At 65.0% G+C, this 19419-nt stretch carries 18 protein-coding genes; 6 read left to right on the forward strand and 12 right to left on the reverse strand.

The genetic code is table 11. The features are described from left to right. Positions 1-7 precede the first annotated feature (7 nt). The 4 genes from phbB to AC3WRR_RS08755 all read right to left on the reverse strand — a co-directional run bounded on the left by phbB (position 8) and on the right by AC3WRR_RS08755 (position 5060). Positions 8-751: an acetoacetyl-CoA reductase gene (phbB, locus tag AC3WRR_RS08740; protein WP_492296699.1), complete on the reverse strand. Its 744-nt coding sequence runs from the start codon at positions 749-751 to the stop codon at positions 8-10. Positions 752-994: 243 nt separating this feature from the next. Beyond that, positions 995-1552: a TIGR01841 family phasin PhaP3 gene (phaP3, locus tag AC3WRR_RS08745; protein ID WP_011615535.1), complete on the reverse strand. Its 558-nt coding sequence runs from the start codon at positions 1550-1552 to the stop codon at positions 995-997. Between the two features lie 364 nt (positions 1553-1916). After that, on the reverse strand, positions 1917-3995 hold the full coding sequence (locus AC3WRR_RS08750; protein WP_492296734.1) for a copper-transporting P-type ATPase: 2079 nt from the start codon (positions 3993-3995) through the stop codon (positions 1917-1919). Positions 3996-4622: 627 nt separating this feature from the next. After that, positions 4623-5060, reverse strand: coding sequence for a YciI family protein (locus AC3WRR_RS08755; RefSeq protein WP_492296700.1), 438 nt, complete (start codon positions 5058-5060; stop codon positions 4623-4625). A gap of 153 nt (positions 5061-5213) precedes the next feature. Between AC3WRR_RS08755 and AC3WRR_RS08760 the strand changes: the two genes are divergently transcribed. Beyond that, complete coding sequence (locus AC3WRR_RS08760; RefSeq protein WP_037024078.1) at positions 5214-5579, forward strand: ArsR/SmtB family transcription factor; 366 nt, start codon at positions 5214-5216, stop codon at positions 5577-5579. Between the two features lie 55 nt (positions 5580-5634). Here AC3WRR_RS08760 and arsB read toward each other — a convergent pair whose 3' ends face one another. From arsB to AC3WRR_RS08800, 8 genes are all read right to left on the reverse strand, one after another. After that, a complete protein-coding gene (gene arsB / locus AC3WRR_RS08765) occupies positions 5635-6711 on the reverse strand; it encodes an ACR3 family arsenite efflux transporter (RefSeq protein ID WP_010810566.1) in 1077 nt (358 codons plus the stop codon). Positions 6712-6727: 16 nt separating this feature from the next. Next, positions 6728-7222: an arsenate reductase ArsC gene (locus AC3WRR_RS08770; RefSeq protein WP_011615539.1), complete on the reverse strand. Its 495-nt coding sequence runs from the start codon at positions 7220-7222 to the stop codon at positions 6728-6730. 13 nt (positions 7223-7235) lie between these two features. Next, positions 7236-7730 (reverse strand): arsenate reductase ArsC, encoded by a 495-nt coding sequence (locus tag AC3WRR_RS08775; protein WP_011615540.1) that lies wholly within the window; start codon positions 7728-7730, stop codon positions 7236-7238. A 9-nt stretch (positions 7731-7739) separates the two neighbouring features. Beyond that, positions 7740-8222: an ArsI/CadI family heavy metal resistance metalloenzyme gene (locus AC3WRR_RS08780; RefSeq protein WP_011615541.1), complete on the reverse strand. Its 483-nt coding sequence runs from the start codon at positions 8220-8222 to the stop codon at positions 7740-7742. A gap of 13 nt (positions 8223-8235) precedes the next feature. Beyond that, positions 8236-8553, reverse strand: a complete 318-nt coding sequence (locus AC3WRR_RS08785) for an ArsR/SmtB family transcription factor (protein ID WP_010810562.1) — start codon at positions 8551-8553, stop codon at positions 8236-8238. A 118-nt stretch (positions 8554-8671) separates the two neighbouring features. Next, positions 8672-9367, reverse strand: a complete 696-nt coding sequence (locus AC3WRR_RS08790) for a hypothetical protein (RefSeq protein WP_492296703.1) — start codon at positions 9365-9367, stop codon at positions 8672-8674. A gap of 100 nt (positions 9368-9467) precedes the next feature. Then, positions 9468-10856, reverse strand: a complete 1389-nt coding sequence (locus AC3WRR_RS08795; protein WP_011615543.1) for an alkaline phosphatase — start codon at positions 10854-10856, stop codon at positions 9468-9470. Between the two features lie 26 nt (positions 10857-10882). Further along, on the reverse strand, positions 10883-12334 hold the full coding sequence (locus tag AC3WRR_RS08800; RefSeq protein WP_011615544.1) for an alkaline phosphatase: 1452 nt from the start codon (positions 12332-12334) through the stop codon (positions 10883-10885). A gap of 227 nt (positions 12335-12561) precedes the next feature. On the opposite strand from AC3WRR_RS08800, the gene AC3WRR_RS08805 reads away from it, so the two are divergent. From AC3WRR_RS08805 to AC3WRR_RS08825, 5 genes are all read left to right on the forward strand, one after another. Further along, positions 12562-12960 (forward strand): hypothetical protein, encoded by a 399-nt coding sequence (locus AC3WRR_RS08805; RefSeq protein WP_010810558.1) that lies wholly within the window; start codon positions 12562-12564, stop codon positions 12958-12960. 69 nt (positions 12961-13029) lie between these two features. Then, positions 13030-14331, forward strand: a complete 1302-nt coding sequence (locus AC3WRR_RS08810) for a TolC family protein (RefSeq protein WP_492296705.1) — start codon at positions 13030-13032, stop codon at positions 14329-14331. Beyond that, positions 14328-15872, forward strand: a complete 1545-nt coding sequence (locus AC3WRR_RS08815; RefSeq protein WP_492296707.1) for an efflux RND transporter periplasmic adaptor subunit — start codon at positions 14328-14330, stop codon at positions 15870-15872. The genes AC3WRR_RS08810 and AC3WRR_RS08815 overlap by 4 nt, the downstream gene beginning before the upstream one ends. Next, a complete protein-coding gene (locus AC3WRR_RS08820; RefSeq protein ID WP_492296709.1) occupies positions 15869-19039 on the forward strand; it encodes an efflux RND transporter permease subunit in 3171 nt (1056 codons plus the stop codon). Before AC3WRR_RS08815 ends, AC3WRR_RS08820 begins: the two co-directional genes overlap by 4 nt. Continuing rightward, the gene (locus AC3WRR_RS08825; RefSeq protein ID WP_010810554.1) at positions 19036-19374 is read left to right on the forward strand and encodes a copper-binding protein; all 339 of its coding nucleotides are present in this window, start codon (positions 19036-19038) and stop codon (positions 19372-19374) included. The genes AC3WRR_RS08820 and AC3WRR_RS08825 overlap by 4 nt, the downstream gene beginning before the upstream one ends. Positions 19375-19419 lie beyond the last annotated feature (45 nt).

The raw sequence follows: 19419 nt of genomic DNA on the forward strand, positions 1-19419 counted from the left end.
AGCACCCTTACTGCATGTGCTGCCCGCCATTGATGGCGATATTGGACCCGGTCACGTAGGCCGCTTCCTCCGAGCACAGGTAGGCAATCAGCGCTGCGACTTCTTCCGGCTTGCCGACGCGGCCGACCGGAATCTGCGGCAGGATCTTGGTCTCCATGATTTCCTTGGGCACGGCGTTGACCATCTTGGTGGCAAGGTAGCCCGGAGAGACGGTGTTGACGGTCACGCCCTTCCTTGCCACTTCCAGCGCCAGCGACTTGGTGAAGCCGTGCATCCCGGCCTTGGCGGCGGCATAGTTGGTCTGGCCGAAGGCGCCCTTGGATGCGTTGACCGATGAGATGTTGATGATGCGTCCCCAGCCGCGTTCGACCATGCCTTCGCAAAGCGGCTTGGTGAGATTGAACACCGAGTCGAGATTGGTCCGCATCACGGCGTCCCAGTTCGGCTTGTCCATCTTCTTGAAGGCCATGTCGCGGGTAATGCCGGCGTTGTTCACCAGGATATCCACGCGGCCTACGTCAGCCAGGATCTGCGCCGCGCAAGCCTGGCAGGCATTGTAGTCGGATACATCCACCTCGTAGGCACGCATCTCGCGGCCGCCGGCGGCCATCGCGGCAAGCCAGTCCTGGGCGGCCGCATTGCCCGGCGAGTGCGTCACCACCACCGCATAGCCTGCGTCGTGCAGCTTGATGCTGATGGCTTCTCCCAGCCCACCCATACCACCTGTTACCAGTGCAATTTTCTTCATCATCCTGCCTGCTTCATTCTCGTAAAGTTGAAAGACCCCTGCCTTGCCGGGACGGGCTCTTGCCTGATTGTCCCGAGCACATTCCCGCTGCCCTGGCGCGGACAAAGCGAGGGCGAGCCGGGCCGGATGACTCCGGGCCCAGCTTGTATACCGATGCGGGAAGATTGGCGTCGCAGTGCTGTGGCCTGCAAGCCTGCGATCTATGTCCAGCGCGCTGGCCTGGCCTGCTTGGCCAGCCGCACGCCGTTATTGCTTGGAAGCGCGGGGCGCCGCCTGCTGGGCCGCGCCGGAGGCCGCTGCGGCGGTCTTGGCAAAGTTGGCCTTGGCGACTTCAGCCGTCTGCTTCGCGGCGTCCTGGAAGGATTGAAAGGTGCTGCTGGCGGCTGCAACGCTCGATTGCAGCAGCGCGGTGATCGCTTCAGACCCGGCTGGCGCGTTCTTCACGAAGTTGTCAACGAAGGCTTGCACATTGCGGTTGTGCTGTTCGTACTGGCCCTCGACTGCCTTGGTCAGTTCCACCTGCGTGTTCGATGCGATTTCGTACACATGGCGTGCATATGCAACCGCCTTCTCCGCGGCAGGCTGTGCCAGATTGCCCTGCACGGCGAACACTTCACGCAGGTCCTTTCCGGCCAGCACCGCTTCGATATTGCCCTGGCCTTCGGCAAGCGTCGTCCTGACTGCCTGCAGGTTCAACTCGGTCAACTTCTGGAAGCCGTCAAAAGCCATGTTCGTCAGCGCGAACAGTTGGTTCAGACTGGACTTTTGCACTGCAGCAAATTGCTCGGGCATAAAAGGGGACATGCAAAATCTCCTGTGGATTGATCGAACGGATTCGCGCAACAGTTTGCAACGTGAATCCGCTTCGGTTTGGCTTCCGGATTGACAGCGCCACCAATCCCGCAGCGCAGCATCCGAGTGCGAATCCTAGAGGGTTTCCTCTAATTTGATCCCTAGGTATATACCCAAAAAGTCTTTAAAACAGGACATTAAAAGTGCGTCGTACGTCTCTAAATTTACATGTGCTTACGCAGAAATGTTGCAGTGCATGACATGTGTAGGGCGCACTTCACCCCAGACGCTTGGAACGGATCTCTGAATACAGCAAGGGGAAAATGGAAATGAGCCCTGAGCGGCCACACAGGGCAGCCCGAGCTGCCGGTATGCCTCACGTCGCAGCCTTCCTGAGCCGCAACGCATTGGTAATGACCGAGGCAGAACTCAGGCTCATCGCCAGCGCCGCAATCATGGGCGACAACAACAGGCCTGTCATTGGATACAGAACGCCCGCCGCCAGCGGAACGCCCAATGCGTTATAAACGAACGCAAAACCGAGGTTCTGCTTCATGTTTCGAATGGTCGCTTGCGAGAGTTTCCGGGCACGGGCAATCCCGCGCAAATCCCCCTTGACCAGCGTGACCTGAGCGCTGTTCATCGCGACATCAGTGCCCGTGCCCATGGCAATACCGACGTCGGCCTTCGCCAGCGCCGGCGCATCGTTAATGCCGTCGCCCGCCATCGCCACCACCGCGCCTGCCTGTTGCAGCGAACTGACAAGTTCAAGCTTGTCCGCCGGCTTCACCTCGCCGTGGAACTCGTCAACGCCAAGTTTCCCGGCCACCGCCTTCGCCGTCGCAATCCCGTCGCCGGTCGCCATCACGACACGGATACCTTCTCCCCTGAGATGCGCCAGCGCCTCCGGCGTGGTGGCCTTGACCGGATCCGAAACGGCGAGCAGGCCAGCAAGCTTGCCATCGACGGCAAGATACATCACGCTGGCGCCTTGCGCCCGCAGCTCATCGGCCTGCGCCACGAGCGGATCGATGGGAACGCCTTCGGCTTCCATGAGCGCAGTATTCCCGATCGCGACCTTGCTGCCTCCCAACTTGCCTCTTACCCCAATCCCGGAGCTCGACTCGAAGCCCTCCGGCTTTTCCAACTGCAGGCCGCGCTCACGGGCTGCTGCAACAATCGCGGCAGCCAGGGGATGCTCGCTGCCCTGATCCAGGCTGGCAGCTAACCGCAGCATGTCCTCCTCGGCATAGCCATTGGTGCCGATCGCGCGCTCAAAAGCCGGCCGACCCTCGGTAAGCGTCCCGGTCTTGTCGACAATCAGGGTATCGATCTTGCGCAGGTTCTCGATTGCAGCGGCGTCGCGGAACAGCACGCCGCTGGAAGCGCCCTTCCCGCTTGCAACCATGATGGACATCGGCGTGGCGAGACCCAGCGCGCACGGACATGCGATGATCAGCACCGCGACGGCATTGATCAGCCCGAACACCCAGCTCGGCTCGGGGCCGAAGAGTCCCCACGCGACAAAGGTCAGCACCGCAATGCCGATGACACCGACGACGAAGACGCCGGCAACCTGGTCGGCCATCCGCTGCATCGGTGCCTTCGATCGCTGCGCTTGCGCCACCATCTGGACAATCTGGGACAGCACGGTCTGGGAGCCGACCTTTTCGGATTGGATGACAAGGCTGCCCGAAGTGTTCATCGTGGCGCCGATGACGCGGTCGCCGACGCGCTTGGTGGTCGGAATGGGCTCGCCAGTGATCATCGATTCGTCGACCGCGCTGGTGCCTTCCGTTACCACGCCATCGACCGGCACCTTCTCGCCGGGCCGCACGCGCAGCAGGTCGCCCACGTGGACACGGGCGAGCGGCACGTCCTCTTCGGCGCCGTCGGGACCGATACGCCGCGCCGTCTTGGGCGCCAGTCCCAGCAGCGACTTGATGGCGGCGGAAGTCTGGGAGCGGGCCTTGAGTTCAAGCAACTGACCCAGCAGCGTGAGGGAAATGATCACCGCCGCTGCCTCGAAGTAGGCACCGATACGGCCATGCTCGGCGAACACCTGCGGAAATGCGCCAGGTATGACGGTCGCAATGACGCTGTAGACATAGGCCGCACCGGTGCCGATTCCGATCAGCGTCCACATGTTCGGACTACGGTTGACGATCGAGTGGAAACACCGCACAAAGAACGGCCAGCCTGCCCACAGCACCACAGGCGTCGCCAGCGCAAGCTCGACCCAGCTCTGGGTCGACACCTCCATCCAGCCAAGGCGATGCCCGAACATGGCCATGACGAACACCACACCGGTGAGCGGTAGCGTCCACCAGAAGCGGTGACGGAAATCCACCAGCTCGGGGTTCTCGCCTTCATCCAGTTCCGGCAACAACGGTTCCAACGCCATGCCGCACTTGGGGCAGTTGCCGGGATGATCCTGGCGGATCTCCGGGTGCATGGGACAGGTATAAATCGTTCCCTCGGCAGCTGGCTGCGCCGCCCCGGCTCCAGTGCCAGCCGGTTCATGAACATGGTCATGGTGATGCGCATGCTCGTGATGAACAGGACCGGACTGGTCCTGAGTCGAGCCATGTGCACCGGCGCTGTGGCGGCCAGGCTCGGTTGCATCGCGTTCGTTGCTTGTCCTGTTCATCCTGGCTGCTTCCTTCAGTTGTCGGGCCGGGCATCCACTGCGTCATCCGGCGTGCCTTTTACCTTCATGACACGCTCATGATGCGAAGACGACGGCCATTCGCGGTGGGACGTCCATGTCACGCCTGATGACCCCAGCTTAGAGGTTCCCATCGTTGGAAGGTCAAGGCCAAGGAAGCACGGGACTGTGCTCAAAGGCCAACGCGCCTCGGTCCAGGATCAGTTGGCCGCCAATGAGACGTCGCCTTCAGGGGCGAGGTCAGCCGCCGAAGAGATGACTACGGTCGATGGACGCGCACACCTTTTGCATTCGGCGCGCCCCGCAAGAGGACACCCAGGTCTACGGTGCTCCATGCCGTGGAGATGGACAACGCCGAAAGAACCAGCGTTGGGCGGCGAGGCAACCGCCTCGCCCTGTGCGTTTGGGCTCCCGTCAGCGCGCCTTGTTCGCAAGCCCTTCAACTTCAGCGCGCAGCCGCTCTTCCTGCTCCCGCAGTTCTGGCGTGAATTCAGCACCGAAGTCCTCGACCTCGAACAGCGGGCGAATTTCGATTTCGGACTCGCTTTCCATGGGATTGGGGCAGCGCCTGACCCATTCGACAGCCTCATCCATTGACTCGACTTGCCACAACCAGAACCCGGCAACGAGTTCGCTGGTCTGCGGGAACGGCCCGTCCGTCACAGTCCGCTGATCGCCCGAAAAGCGCACCCGCTTTCCCCTTGCGCTAGGGTGCAAGCGCTCGCCCGCAAGCATGACGCCCGCCTTGACGAGCTCTTCATTGAACTTGCCCATTGCCGCAAGCAACTCCGTGCTTGGCATCTTGCCGCTTTCTGATTCGCTCGTGGCCTTCACCATCACCATGACACGCATTGTGGTTCTCCTTGAAGGAATCGTTGGCGCCACAAGACCCCGAAGCGGGAACCGCCGCGGCGGCGGGCGCCGGAAGCAGGATCCAATCAGAATAGTTGAATTCGACGGCACCTGACTTGCGCGGACCGCGCCAGTACCTCTACAGTTCGACCAATGAAGAATGAAACCGCCGTAGCAGCGCTCGCTGCACTTGCCCAGGATTCCCGATTGGCGATCTTCCGCTTGCTGGTCCAGGCCGGCCCGGACGGCGTCAGCGCGGGCCGGATCCGCGAAGCGCTGGGTGTCGCACCCGCGACGCTGTCCTTCCATCTGAAAGAACTGGTCCACGCGGGTCTCATCAAGAATACGCAGGAAGGCAAGTTCGTGATCTACCGGGCGCAATTCGAGACGATGAACGCGCTCATTGCCTTCCTGACGGAACATTGCTGCCAAGGCAATCCGCAGGGCTGCGGCGTGCCGGAAGTGGCATGCAAGCCGGCGGCCACCAAACGCCGCGGCGTCTCGACCGAAGCGGCCTGAGCCATGGCAGCCTGAGCATCACGGCCGCCGGGATCGGAGTGCCTTGGGGCGGGCGTCAGGCCTTGCGCCCCGCTTCATACCAGCCTTGGGTCCGATTGACGATGCTGACCACCAGCAGCATGACCGGCACTTCAATCAGCACGCCGACCACCGTTGCCAGCGCCGCCCCGGACTTGAAGCCGAACAGGCTGATGGCCGTCGCCACGGCCAGCTCGAAGAAATTGCTGGCGCCGATCAGCGAGGACGGGCCCGCCACGCAATGCGCCACACCCAGTTTCCGGTTCAGCAGATACGCCAGGCCGGAGTTCAGGAACACCTGGATCAGGATGGGCACGGCCAGCAGCGCGATCACCAGCGGTTGCTCGATGATGGCCTGGCCCTGGAACGCGAACAGCAGCACCAGCGTCAGCAGCAGCGCGGCGATGGAATAAGGACCGAGCTTGCCCACGACCCGCTGGAAATGCGCCACGCCCTTGCTCAGCAGCAGCTTGCGCAACACCTGCGAAATCGCCACCGGCACCACGATATACAGCGCCACCGACGTCAGCAGCGTATCCCACGGCACCGTGATCGACGACAGGCCAAGCAGCAGCGCCACCACCGGCGCGAACGCCACCACCATGATGGCATCGTTCAGCGCCACCTGCGACAGCGTGAAATACGGGTCGCCCTTGCACAGCTGGCTCCACACGAACACCATCGCCGTGCACGGCGCCGCGGCCAGCAGGATCAGCCCGGCGATATAGCTGTCGAGCTGCTCGGCGGGCAGCATGGGCGCAAACAGGTGCCGCACGAACAGCCAGCCCAGCAGCGCCATCGAGAACGGCTTGACCGCCCAGTTGATGAACAGCGTCACACCGATGCCGCGCCAGTGGGATTTCACCTGGCCCAGTGCGCCGAAGTCGATCTTCAGCAGCATCGGGATAATCATGATCCAGATGAGGATGCCGACCGGCAGGTTCACCTGGGCGTACTCCATGCTGCCGATCGCCTGGAACGCGCCTGGCATCGCCTGCCCCAGCGCAATCCCGACGACGATGCACAGGGCCACCCAGATGGTCAGGTAGCGTTCAAAGAAGCCGATGGCGGGCTTGGTCGAAATGGGGGCGTGGGTGGTTGCGTTCTGATTCATTGGAGTTCCGGCGCCTTCAGTTCTTCGCGATCGCGTTGAGCGCGTCCTGCAGCTGCGCATTGCTCATGCCTTCCAGCGGCAACGCCAGCAGTTGCAGCATGCGGTAGCCAATGGCCTCGCGCGTCAGCTCGAATGCCAGGCGCTTGCCCTCGTCGCCGCCCAGGGCGTTGGACGGATCGGCATAGCCCCAGTGCACCTTGACCGGGCTGCCCGGCCAATATGGGCACTGTTCCGCCGCGGCGCTATCGCAGACCGTGATCACGATCCGCATTTCCGGCGCGTTGTCGCCGACGAATTCGTCCCAGCTCTTGCTGCGGTAGCCGCTCACGTCGACGCCGGCACTGGTCAGCGCTTCCAGTGCGAACGGGTTCAGGCGCCCGCTCGGTGCGCTGCCGGCGCTGAAGGCGCGCACATCCTTGCCGAGCTTGCTGGCCCAATGGTTGAGCATCCCTTCGCTCAGCACGCTGCGGGCAGAGTTGTGGGTGCACAGGATCAGAACGTTTGTAGTCATGGACAGTAAAGAGTCAGCGTTGGCCGATGTCCCGTACGGCCTGTTGCAGGCCTACGGCATCCAGTTTATCGATGGGGAGTGCGAGCAGGTACTCGATGCGTCGCGTGAGGATTACCGCCGCTTCGCGGACCAGCTTTTGCCTGCGCTCGTCCGATACTTCACCGGCTGCAGGATCCGCCACGCCCCAATGCGCGGTCATCGGCTGGCCCGGCCAGACCGGGCAGAGTTCACCGGCGGCCTTGTCGCACACCGTGAACACGAAGTGGAGCGCCGGGGCGCCATCTCGCGCGAATTCGTCCCAGCTCTTGCTGCGGAACCCGCCGGTCGGAAGACCCAGCTTTTCCAGCGCTTCCAGCGCGAACGGGTTCACCACGCCAGTCGGGTGGCTGCCTGCCGAATAGCCGCGGAAGCGGCCTTGGCCAAGATGGTTCATCAGTCCCTCGGCCAGGATCGAACGGGCCGAATTGCCGTTGCAGACGAAGAGAACGTTGTAGACGCTGGCGCTCATGGCGAGTCCTTAGCAGCACGACGAGTTGGAGTTCACTGCAATTCCGATCGGCTTGCCGCGCGGGGCACGCGGTGCACAGCAGGCGGAGCCTTCGGCGGACGCCGCTTCGGCCTTGCCTTCACCAAATACCGGGACGTTGCCCAGCGTATGGAAGTGCTCCCATGCAATGCCCTGCGGATCGGTGACCCAGTGCTTCTCACTGCGGGCATAGCAGCAGGTGGTTTCACCCTGGTCCAGCAGCGCCATGTCGGCCGCCTCGGCGCGCGCTTTCAGTTCAGCAAGCTCGGCGGCGTCATCGGTCTGGAAACCGAGATGGTCGACGCCCGTCCCCTGGCCGCGCGTGGAGATCGCGAAGTTGATGCGCGGATCCTCGAGCATCCATTTGGCGTAGTCGCTCTCGACTCGCGTCGGTTCAGCGGCAAAGAGCTTCGAATAGAAGGCAATGCTCTTGCCAAGGTCGTCGACATGGACGTGAACGTGAAAGCGCTTCATCGGAACATCTCCATCAGCAGTGGCAGGGAACCGCCGCTTTGTCCTCGACACCTTCGCAGCAATTGGCGGTCAGGTAGCCGAGCAACGCACTCATATGCGCGAAAGCGGCGCGGTAGATCAGGTTGCGTCCGTCCCGCTCCTGCGTCACCAGGCCGGCGTGTGCCAGTTCCTTCAGGTGGAACGACAGGGTGGCCGCAGGCACGTCCAGCCGCTCGGCCATCGCGCCGGGCGTCATGCCACCCGGGCCGGCGACGACCAGCATCCGGAAGACCTGGAGGCGCAGCCCGTGGGCCAAGGCTGCAAGGGAGCGGACAACATCATATTCTTCCATATTTCTACAATACTAGAAATATAGGATTGATGCAATGCCTGATCCGCCGAAGCGCCGCTGGCACCCTGCCCGTCGTCCGAGTTGTCCAGAGGACAACCGCGCCTGCGATAGCCGCGGACTAGTCCATCAGATCCGTGTACTCACCTTTCACATAGGGCCGGGTGCGGTTCCACGGAGCGGGTTGCGGCAAGGCAGCGGCGGTCACCCGCGTGATCTTCTTCTGCGTGCCGCTGGCATTGCGCGACTGGACCAGGCGCGGATATTGGCCGGCCACGTCCCACTGGACCGTCACCTGTTCATCGCCGCGCTTCGCGCGGTACTCCTGCACACCGCCGCGTGCAGGACCGCTCGCGCTCATGGTCTTGAGCGCTGCCGGATCCAGCAGGTGGTAGGCGGTCGCCCATGAGCCGTCGAAGCCGATGTTGCCGTATTCGGCCGGGCTGACTTCGAAGGTCTTGCGCATGGCGTCGCTGACCAGCCGCACCGACAGCTTGCCGGACGGCTGCCGCTCGATCCAGCGCGCGGCGGCCGACATGTCCATGTGCTTGTGGCCCTTGTCTGCCTTGGCGTGCTCGGCTTCGTCGTGCGCCCCGTGCGGGATCTCGCGCTCGATCCAGACCGTGCCGCCCTCGCGGTAGACACGTTCGGTGAAGTAGATGTCGCGGCGCACGCCGTCGGCCCCGAGCGCCGACAACTCATGCTGCACGCGCAGCGCCAGCGGGCCGGAGGCCTTGGACGGTTCCGCCGCCACGGCAGTGAAGGCTGCCGAGACCAGCAGCAGTGCGAGGACGGGAGTGGCTTGCTTGGTTTTCATGAAATCCGTTCAGAAAGCGAAAATGCGCACGCCGGCAACCGGCGCGCGCATGGCATCAAAAGACCCTGTGCTCAGTCGTGCAGCAAGGCCGCGGCCGGCATCACAGGCCCAGCGCGGACTTTACGACGCTGAACACCTTGGTGTTGTCGATGGTGCCCTTGAGCGCGGCGTTGCCCGGCCCCGTCGAGAACAGCATCACATCGCCGCCGCCGTGGGTTTCCGAGCCCGGCGAGCCAAGGTTGACGCCAACTTCCTGCAGATAGCCGTCGGCCGTGGTGTCCACCAGCGCGGGGTTGTCGCGCGGGGTCTTGCGCGGACCGCCGCCGTTGCCGAACACCAGCGTGGTGTAAGGCAGGCCGTCGGCCGCCGTGGCCGGCTGCCTGGTCTTGATGTCCGTTGCCGTGCCCAGGATCGGGTTGCCGCGATGCGAGTAGCCGTTGATCGTCATCGTATGGTCGTGGTCGGCAGTGACCACGATCATCGTGTTCGACAGGTCCACCATCGACAGCGCACGCTTGATGGCATCGTCAAACGCGATCGTGTCTTCCAGCGCGCGCTTGGCGTTGGTGCCATGCAGCGCATGGTCGATCCGGCCGCCCTCCACCATCAGGAAATAGCCGTTGCCGTTCTTCTGCAGGATGCGGATGGCCTTCTCGGTCATGTCGGCCAGGCTGGGCTCGTCGACATTGTTCTTGACGCGGTCCAGCTCGTAGTTGAGGTGGTCCATGTTGAACAGGCCGAGCAGCTTGCTGGTGGATGCCGGGTCAACGGCCTTGAACGCGGTGCCGGTGGTCACGTAGGTGTAGCCCGGGAACTGCGTGGTCAGGTCGACGCCATCGGTGCGCTTGCCACCCGTGACGCTGTCGGGCAGGAACTGGCGGCGGCCGCCGCCAAGCAGCACGTCCAGGCCATCCTTGAGCGCGGTGTTGTAGCCGGCGTTGCCGGGCGTTGCCTGCGCGGCGATATTGTTCTCGCCGTCGCGGTGGCAGACGTGCGAGAAAGTGGCCGCCGGCGTCGCGTGGGTCACGCGCGTGGTGGTCACCGCGCCGACCGACTTGCCGGCGGCCTTGGCCAGTTCCAGCACGGTCACGACCGGCGCGCCGTTGCCGCTGGGACAGGTGCTGTCGCCGGCGCTGGTCACATAGGCCTTGCCGGTGCCGTCGCTGGCCTTGGTATCGGCCGACATCGAGATGACCTCGTTGTTCATCTTCACGCCGGTCATGTAGGCCGCCATCGACGGTGCGCTGTCGGTGGTCTGCGCGTCGTTCGAATACGTCTTCACGCGCGCGGTGCGCTTGAGCGACTCCATGTTGAGCTTGCCCGTCTCGCCATACTTGTAGATGCGCGAAGCGGTGACGGTGGTCGGGCCCATGCCGTCGCCCAGGAAGAAGATGACATTCTTGGCCTCGCCCGCGGCTTGCGCAGGGAGAGCAATGCAGGCGCAGGCAGCCGCAAGTGCGGACAGGCCGGTACGAATGATGAGTTTCATGGCGTTATTCCGTCAGCGATAGTGGCTTAGAGGCCGATGGCCGTCTTGATCAGGCCGAACACGTCGGTGTTGTCCATCACACCGGCGAAGGATTCGGCACCGTTGCCCAGTGCGCCGATAAAGACATCGGTGCCGCCATGGGTCTCGCCACCCGCCGCCGTCGGGATCGCGGCTTCCTGGTGATAGCTCTTGTCGTAGACCTGTGCATCGGTCAGCGCGGTGCGCGTGGCCGGGCGGTTCTCGCCGGTGCCGAAGCCGATAATGGTGAAAGGATTGCCGCCGGAGTCCGTGGACAGGGCGCCGGTCACGTAGTTCTTCAGCAGGCCCAGCACGCCGGGGTTGCTGTCGCTGGTGGGGCCGGTGCGCTTGGCGTAGCCGTTCAGCACCAGCGTGTGGTCATGGTCGGCGGTGACGACGATCAGCGTGTTCTTCAGGCCCGGGTCGATCACGTTGAGCTTGTCGATCGCGGTCTTGATCGCGGTGTCGAAGGCCACGGTGTCCTGCAGCGCCTTGCGCGCGGTGGTTTCATGCAATGCGTGGTCGATGCGGCCGCCTTCCACCATCAGGAAGAAGCCCTTCCTCTTCGCGGCAAGCACGTCGATGGCCTTGCCGGTCATCTCCGCCAGGCTCGGTTCATCGCCGGGCACGCGGTCCAGGTCGTAGGCCATATGGCTGGACGTGAACAACCCTGCCACCTTCTTCGCGCTGGCGGCGTCGATCTTGTCGAACTCGGCCTTGCTGGAAACGTAGGCATAGCCGGCCTTGGTCAGCTCGCCGACCAGGTCGCGGCCGTCGGTGCGGGCGCCGCCCGCGGCCTTGTTCTGGAAGTGCTTGCGGCCGCCGCCGAAGATCACATCGACGCCATCACCAAGCGCGCTGTTGTAGCCAGCGCCGTGCGGCACCAGTTGCGCGGCGATGGTGTTCTCGGCGTCGCGGTGGCACACGTGCGCGTAGGTCGTGGCGGGGGTTGCGTGCGTGATGCGGGTGGTGGTGACCACGCCGGTGCCGTAGCCTGCCGCCTTCATCTGCTCTAGCAGCGTCGGCACGCTCTGGCCGTTGCCGGAAGCCGGGCAGGTGCTGTCCGCGCCGGACAGGTAGTCCTTGCCGCTGGCGTCGAAGGCATTGGTCTCCGGCGTCATCGAGATGACTTCGTTGTTCATCTTGACGCCAGTCATGTAGGCCGCCATCGACGGCGCACTGTCGGTCACCTGCGCGTTGTTCGAATAGGTCCGGATAAACCCGCTCTCGGGGAGCGTATCCATGGTCAGGTCCCCATCCTCGCCGACCTTGTAGATCCGCGCCGCGGTCATGGTCGTCATGCCCATGCCGTCGCCAAGGAAGAACACGACGTTCTTCGCCGGCGCGGTGCTGCCGGCAGCCGGCGGCTGCGTGACCGGCGCATTGTTGTCATCATCGCTGCCGCACGACGCTACGGCCAGCGCCAGCAGCGGGGCTGCCAGTATTGAAAGACGCCTCATATTTCCTCCCCGTTGGTTTTGGCGGGAGGATGCACGACGAATATTTCGGCACCGTGACGTGTCACAGGACGGCATCGTTGCCGCTGCAGGAAAACATGCGAAAGTGCAGCATCAGGCCGTTCGCTATGTTCGCGAACGGCCCACCTGTGCGGCAAGCTGCCGCAGTAGCGATGCTGCCTGGTGGCGCCGAACACTGATATATTGTCGCCAAAACAGGCACCGCTCTCGTGAGCAAATCGCATCGCCGGCCATGGTTCGCCGGCTTCCTCCTCGTTGTCTTCCTGGCAGCCCAGCTGGCAGTGGCGGCGTACGCCTGTACCGGCAGCCGCTACCAGGCGGAACACAGCGGCACGATGGCGGCGATGACCGAATCCTGCGCCGATATGGCCGCCAGCGACACCCAGCAGGACATCGACCAGAGCGGGCTTTGCCTGGCGCATTGCCAGGCCGATTCCAGGAACGCCGACCATGCTTCGCCGCAGCTTCCGGCCTTCATGCCGGTGCTGATGCGCGTGCTTGAGCCAACGCGCGTGGTCCTGGCGGAGGTTCGCGTTGGGCTGCGCGCCGAGGCAGAGGCGCGCGCACCGCCTCCCCTCACCGTCCTTCACTGCAGTTTCCAGACTTAGCCTCCGGCTCGACGTCACCTGGTGCTGCCTGCTTCCATGCGGGCAGCAGTCGTCGTCCCTGGAGGCTTTATGCTTTTTCTACGTCACCTGTCCGTGGCGCTGCTCAGCGCGCCCGCAATCGGCCTGGCTGCGCCGCAAGGCGCGCCCGGGCAATCCGCCCCTTCCCTCTCCCTTGAGGAAGCCGTCGCGATCGCGAGCGCCCATGCCGGCGACGCCGAATCGTCGCGCGGCGCCGTGGAGGCCGCCGGGCAAATGGCCGTCGCCGCCGGCCGCCTGCCGGATCCCGTGCTCAAGCTCGGCGTCAACAACGTGCCGGTCAACGGCTCGGACGCGTTCTCGCTGAGCCGGGATTCCATGACCATGCGCTCGATCTCGGTGATGCAGGAATTCACGCGCGCGGACAAGCGCCGCGCCAGGGCCGCGCGCTTCGAAGCCGAAGCCGCCGCTGCCGACGCGCAGCGCACAGTGGGGCTGGCAGGCGTGCAGCGCAATGCGGTCAATGCCTGGCTCGACCGGTGGTATGCGGAGCAGGCCGGCGTGCTGCTCGGCCATCACGGCCATCCGCTTGAACTGGCGCTGCAGGCCGCCACCGCGGCCTACCGCGGCGGGCGCGGCTCGCGTGCGGAGGTACTGGCGATGGAGCTGGAAATCCAGAAGCTGCACGACCGCGAGGACGAGAACCGCGCCGCGCTGGCAACGGCCACGCTGAACCTGGAGCGCTGGGTCGGCGCCGCTGCGCGGCGCCCGCTGTCGGAGCGGCCACCGCTTGAAGTGCCGCCGGGCGCCCGGCAACTCGCCAGGGGCGAGTTCGAGGCCGTGCCCGAACTGTCGGCTGCGCAGCGCGACGTGGCGCTGGCCGAATCGGAAATCCAGGTGGCAACGGAAGCCCGCAAGCCGGACGTGACGGTCGAGCTGATGTACAGCCAGCGCGGCTCGGCCTACTCGAACATGGGCTCGCTCAATGTCAGCTTCCCATTGCCGTGGGACCGGGGCAACCGCCAGGACCGCGAAATCAGTGCGCGGCTGGCGCAGGCCAATGACGCGCGGGCCAGGCTGGAAATGGTCCGGCGCAATACCCAGGCCATGGTCGGCGCCAGGCTGGCCGAGCTGCAGCGCAACCTTGACCGGCTGCGGCGCTACGACGACAAGACCTTGCCGCTCGCGCGGGCACAGGCGGATGCGGCACTGACGGCCTACCGCGCCAGCACGGGCACCTTGGCGGCGGTCGCCGAAGCCAACCATCGCGCCATCGACACCGCCATGGATCGCCTGCTGCTTGAGGCAAAGACCGCGAAGCTGTGGGCGGACCTGAACTACCTGGTGCCATTGCCTACCGCCCAGGCCGAAGCCGCAGTGAGGGAGGCAAAATGAAGAAGCACATCATTGCAGCAGCAGCCGGGCTGGTCGTCGCCGGCATCGCCCTCTACGGCGCTTACCACTTCGGGTTCACGCGCGGCACACAGACTGCGCAACCGTCGAGCACGGCTGGCGCGCAATCCACCGTGCTCAAGGCCGGCGACATCGATCCGAAGACCGGCAGGAAGATCCTGTACTGGCACGATCCCATGGTGCCGGGCCAGCGCTTCGACAAGCCGGGCAAATCTCCCTTCATGGAGATGCAACTGGTGCCGGTCTACGCGGACGGCGATGGCAGCGGCAGCGGTGTCACCGTCGACAGCCATGTCGCGCAAAACCTCGGCATTCGCACCACCGAGGCAAAGCCTGGACGGCTGGCCGCGATGCTACAGGTGCCCGGCAATGTCGCCATCGACGAACGCAGCGTGCAGGTCATCCAGGCGCGCACCAACGCCTTTGTGCAGCACGTCGCGGTCCGGGCCACCCTTGACCCGGTCCGGCGCGGACAGGCGCTGGTCACCCTGTACTCGCCCGACTGGGTCGCGGCGCAAGAGGAATACCTGGCCGTGTCACGCATGGCAGCGAGCGAGCATCTGGACGACCTGCGCAGTGCTGCCAGGAATCGCATGCTGCAGGCAGGCATGACGCCGGGCCAGGTCAGTGCGGTCGAAAGATCCGGCAAGCCGCAGCCCGGTGTTGCCATCGCCAGCCCGGTCGATGGCCTCGTGACCGAGGTGGCGGTGCGCGAGGGCATGACCGTGTCGCCGGGCATGACGCTGTTCCGCCTGGCTGACCTGAGCCAGGTGTGGGTGATTGCCGAGGTACCAGAGGGCCAGGCCGGCACCATCCGGCCCGGCGCGGCGGCCACGGTACTGCAGGGCGGCACGGCCAGCCCCCTTGCCGGCAAGGTCGACGCCATCCTTCCCGACGTCAACCCGGCGACCCGCACCGTCAAGGCCCGCATCATCCTGCCCAACCCCGGCAGGCGCCTGCTGCCGGGCATGTTTGTCACGGTCGGCTTCGACAGTGGCGCGCAGAAGGAAGCGTTGCTGATCCCGTCGGAGTCGGTCATCCGCACCGGCCAGCGCAGTATCGTCATGGTCGATGCCGGCCAGGCAGGGTTCGTTGCCACCGAGATCAAGACCGGCCGCGAAGCCGATGGCATGGTCGAGGCGCTGGACGGACTGGCGCCGGGACAGAAAGTGGTCACGTCCGGCCAGTTCCTGATCGACTCGGAAGCCAGCCTGCGCGGCAGCGCGCAACGCATGTCCGCCCCGCCTGCGGCCTCCGCACCTGCCGCACCATCGGCCGAGCATGAAGGCACAGGCCGCATCGAAGCCGTGAACGGCAGCGAGAGCCTGACCATCTCGCATGGCCCCATCCCGTCGGCACAGTGGGGTGCGATGACCATGGATTTCGCCGCGCCGCCGACGGGCCTGCCCAAGGGACTGAAGCCTGGCGACCGCATCCGCTTCCGCTTCCACCTGGACCGCGACGGCGCGGCCATGCTGTCGTCGGTCGAGCCCGCCGGCACCGCCCAGGGAGCCCGGCCATGATCGCGCGCCTGATCCTGGCCTCGATCCGCCACCGCATCCTGGTCCTGCTGGCCACGGTGATGCTGACCGCATGGGGCCTGTGGGCGGTGCGAAGCACGCCGCTCGACGCCCTCCCCGACCTGTCCGATGTGCAAGTGATCATCCGCACGCCCTTCCCGGGCCAGGCGCCGCAGATCGTCGAGAACCAGGTTACGTATCCGCTGACCACCACCATGCTGTCGGTGCCCGGCGCCAGGACGGTCCGGGGTTACTCTTTCTTTGGCGATTCGTTCGTCTATGTGCTGTTCGAGGATGGCACCGACCTGTACTGGGCGCGCTCGCGCGTGCTGGAATACCTGAACCAGGTGCAGTCCCGCCTGCCTGCCGCGGCCAGGCCGGCGCTGGGGCCGGATGCCACCGGCGTCGGCTGGATCTACGAGTACGCGCTGGTGGACAAGACCGGCCAGCATGACCTCGGCCAGTTGCGCGCACTGCAGGACTGGTTCCTGCGCTTCGAACTGAAATCGCTGCCCAATGTGGCCGAGGTCGCTTCGCTGGGCGGCATGGTGAAGCAGTACCAGGTGGTGCTGCTGCCGGACCGGATGCGCGCCTACAACCTGTCGCAGGGCAAGGTGCTGGCGGCGCTCAGGGGCGCCAACCAGGAGGCCGGCGGGTCGGTGCTGGAAATGGGCGAGGCAGAGTATATGGTGCGCGCCAGCGGCTACCTGAAGACGCTCGACGATTTCCGGCAGATTCCGCTGGTGACCAGCGATGCCGGCATTCCTGTGCGGCTGGGCGATGTCGCCATCGTCCAGCTCGGCCCGGAGATGCGGCGCGGCATCGCCGAACTTGACGGCCAGGGCGAGGTTGCCGGCGGCGTGATCGTGATGCGCTCAGGCAAGAACGCGCTGGAAACCATCGAGGCGGTCAAGGCGAAGCTAGCCACGCTGCAGAAGAGCCTGCCTGCCGGTGTGCAGATCGTCACCACCTACGACCGCTCCGCGCTGATCAAGCGCGCGGTGGAAAACCTGACACACAAGCTGGCCGAAGAGTTCGCCGTGGTCGCGCTGGTGTGCCTGCTGTTCCTGTTCCACCTGCGTTCCGCGCTGGTGGCGATCGTGTCGCTGCCGCTGGGCGTGCTGGCCGCCTTTTTGGTGATGCGCTACCAGGGCATCAATGCCAACATCATGTCGCTGGGCGGCATTGCCATTGCCATTGGCGCCATGGTCGATGCCGCGGTCGTGATGATCGAGAACGCGCACAAGCAGCTGGAACACTGGCATGCCGAGAACCCCGGCCGGGAGCTGGCAGGGAACGAGCGCTGGGGCGTGATCGGCCGGGCCGCCACCGAGGTCGGGCCCGCGCTGTTCTTCTCGCTGCTGATCATCACGCTGTCGTTTATCCCGGTCTTTACGCTGGAGGCGCAGGAGGGCCGGCTGTTCTCGCCGCTGGCCTTTACCAAGACCTATTCCATGGCCGCGGCGGCGGGCCTGTCGGTGACGCTGGTGCCGGTGCTGATGGGCTACATGATCCGCGGCAGGATTCCTTCGGAGCAGTCCAACCCCTTGAACCGATGGCTGATCCGCGCCTATCGGCCGGTGCTGGCACGGGTGCTGGCCTACCCGAAGACCACCCTTGCGGTCGCCGCAGTGCTGCTGGCCGCGACGGCGTGGCCGATGCTGCGTACCGGCGCCGAATTCATGCCGCCGCTCGACGAGGGCGACCTGCTCTATATGCCGTCGGCATTGCCAGGCCTTTCCGCCGGCAAGGCGGCGCAGCTGCTGCAACAGACCGACCGCCTGATCAGGACCGTGCCCGAGGTGGCGACCGTATTCGGCAAGGCCGGCCGCGCCGATACCGCGACCGATCCGGCGCCCCTCGAGATGTTCGAGACCACCATCCAGTTCAAGCCGCGCGACCAGTGGCGTGCCGGCATGACCACCGACAAGCTGGTGGAAGAGCTCGATCGCGTGGTCAAGGTGCCGGGCCTGTCCAACATCTGGGTGCCGCCGATCCGCAACCGCATCGACATGCTTGCCACCGGCATCAAGAGCCCGGTCGGCATCAAGGTGGCGGGCGCGGACCTGAAGGAGATCGATCGCCTGGCAACGCGCATCGAGGAAGCCGTCAGGACAGTGCCGGGGGTGACGTCGGCACTGGCCGAGCGGCTGAGCGGCGGGCGCTATGTCGATATCGACATCAATCGCGTGGCGGCGGGCCGCTACGGGCTGAACATCGCGGATGTGCAGAGCGTGGTATCGTCGGCCATCGGCGGCGACAATGTGGGCGAGGTCGTCGACGGGCTGGCGCGCTTCCCTATCAACGTACGCTACCCGCGCGACTACCGCGACTCGGTGGAGCAACTGCGCAGCCTGCCCATCGTCACGGACAAGGGCCAGCAGATCGTGCTGTCCGACGTGGCGCGCATCCAGGTGGTGCAGGGAGCGCCGATGCTGCGCAGCGAAAACGCGCGACTGTCGGGCTGGGTGTATGTCGACATCCGCGGGCGTGACCTGCGCTCGGCCGTCCGGGATATGCAGGCCGCCGTTGCGAAAGCGGTGCCGATGCCGGCTGGCTATTCGCTGAGCTGGTCGGGGCAGTTCGAATACCTGGAGCGGGCCGCCGCAAAGCTGAAGGTGGTAGTGCCGTTCACGCTGCTGATCATCTTCGTGCTGCTGTACCTGGTGTTCGGCCGTCTCGATGAAGCCCTGCTCATCATGGGCACGCTGCCGCTGGCGCTGATCGGCGGCTTCTGGCTGCTCTACCTGCTGGGCTACAACCTGTCGGTTGCCGGCGTGGTCGGCTTCATCGCGCTGGCGGGCGTGGCGGCGGAATTCGGCGTGATCATGCTGCTCTACCTGAAGCAGGCATGGACCGCGCGCGCGAACCAGGGCGATGCCAGCCTGTCCGCGCTGCTTGAGGCCATCCAGGAAGGCGCGGTGCTGCGCGTGCGCCCCAAGGCAATGACCGTCGCCGTCATCCTTGCCGGCCTGGTGCCGATCATGTGGTCGCATGGCACCGGCTCCGAGGTCATGCAGCGCATTGCCGCGCCGATGGTGGGCGGCATGCTCACCGCGCCATTGCTTTCGCTCTTCGTGGTGCCGGCGGTGTATTTGCTGATGCGCCGGCGCCAGACCAGACCTCAACCAGTTTCCGTACACCCCTCACTTCAGAAGGAACCACAATGAATTCCATCAAGACGCTCGCCCTTGCGCTGGCTTTCGCCACCACGCCGGCCGCATTCGCAGCGGGATCGATGGACGGCATGGACATGAAGCCGTCCGCACCCGCGCAGCAGGCGCCGCAACCCGTGGCAGCCGAGATCAAGAAGATCGATGCGCAGGCCGGCAAGGTCACGCTCAGGCACGGACCGATCGCCAACCTCGGCATGGGACCGATGACCATGGCGTTCCCCGTCAAGGATCGCGCATCGCTGAAGGATTTCAAGGAGGGCGAGGCGGTATCCGTGACGTTCGACAACGTTGATGGCAAGCCTACGGTCATGCAAATGCGGCGCAAGTGAGGGCTACCGTCGCTGGAGGTGATTGCGCGTTCGGCGCGCAATCAC

The sequence above is a fragment of the Cupriavidus sp. FW305-3-2-15-C-LB2 genome (assembly GCF_058787575.1).

Coding starts and splice junctions, on each gene's coding strand:
- phbB (WP_492296699.1), bottom strand. CDS start 751: ATGATGAAGAAAATTGCACTGGTAACAGGTGGTATGGGTGGGCTGGGA.
- AC3WRR_RS08780 (WP_011615541.1), bottom strand. CDS start 8,222: ATGAAGCGCTTTCACGTTCACGTCCATGTCGACGACCTTGGCAAGAGC.
- AC3WRR_RS08825 (WP_010810554.1), top strand. CDS start 19,036: ATGAATTCCATCAAGACGCTCGCCCTTGCGCTGGCTTTCGCCACCACG.
- phaP3 (WP_011615535.1), bottom strand. CDS start 1,552: ATGTCCCCTTTTATGCCCGAGCAATTTGCTGCAGTGCAAAAGTCCAGT.
- AC3WRR_RS08815 (WP_492296707.1), top strand. CDS start 14,328: ATGAAGAAGCACATCATTGCAGCAGCAGCCGGGCTGGTCGTCGCCGGC.
- AC3WRR_RS08820 (WP_492296709.1), top strand. CDS start 15,869: ATGATCGCGCGCCTGATCCTGGCCTCGATCCGCCACCGCATCCTGGTC.
- AC3WRR_RS08775 (WP_011615540.1), bottom strand. CDS start 7,730: ATGAGCGCCAGCGTCTACAACGTTCTCTTCGTCTGCAACGGCAATTCG.
- AC3WRR_RS08755 (WP_492296700.1), bottom strand. CDS start 5,060: ATGCGTGTCATGGTGATGGTGAAGGCCACGAGCGAATCAGAAAGCGGC.
- AC3WRR_RS08785 (WP_010810562.1), bottom strand. CDS start 8,553: ATGGAAGAATATGATGTTGTCCGCTCCCTTGCAGCCTTGGCCCACGGG.
- AC3WRR_RS08760 (WP_037024078.1), top strand. CDS start 5,214: ATGAAGAATGAAACCGCCGTAGCAGCGCTCGCTGCACTTGCCCAGGAT.
- AC3WRR_RS08770 (WP_011615539.1), bottom strand. CDS start 7,222: ATGACTACAAACGTTCTGATCCTGTGCACCCACAACTCTGCCCGCAGC.
- AC3WRR_RS08800 (WP_011615544.1), bottom strand. CDS start 12,334: ATGAGGCGTCTTTCAATACTGGCAGCCCCGCTGCTGGCGCTGGCCGTA.
- AC3WRR_RS08790 (WP_492296703.1), bottom strand. CDS start 9,367: ATGAAAACCAAGCAAGCCACTCCCGTCCTCGCACTGCTGCTGGTCTCG.
- AC3WRR_RS08750 (WP_492296734.1), bottom strand. CDS start 3,995: ATGCACCCGGAGATCCGCCAGGATCATCCCGGCAACTGCCCCAAGTGC.
- AC3WRR_RS08795 (WP_011615543.1), bottom strand. CDS start 10,856: ATGAAACTCATCATTCGTACCGGCCTGTCCGCACTTGCGGCTGCCTGC.
- arsB (WP_010810566.1), bottom strand. CDS start 6,711: ATGAATCAGAACGCAACCACCCACGCCCCCATTTCGACCAAGCCCGCC.
- AC3WRR_RS08810 (WP_492296705.1), top strand. CDS start 13,030: ATGCTTTTTCTACGTCACCTGTCCGTGGCGCTGCTCAGCGCGCCCGCA.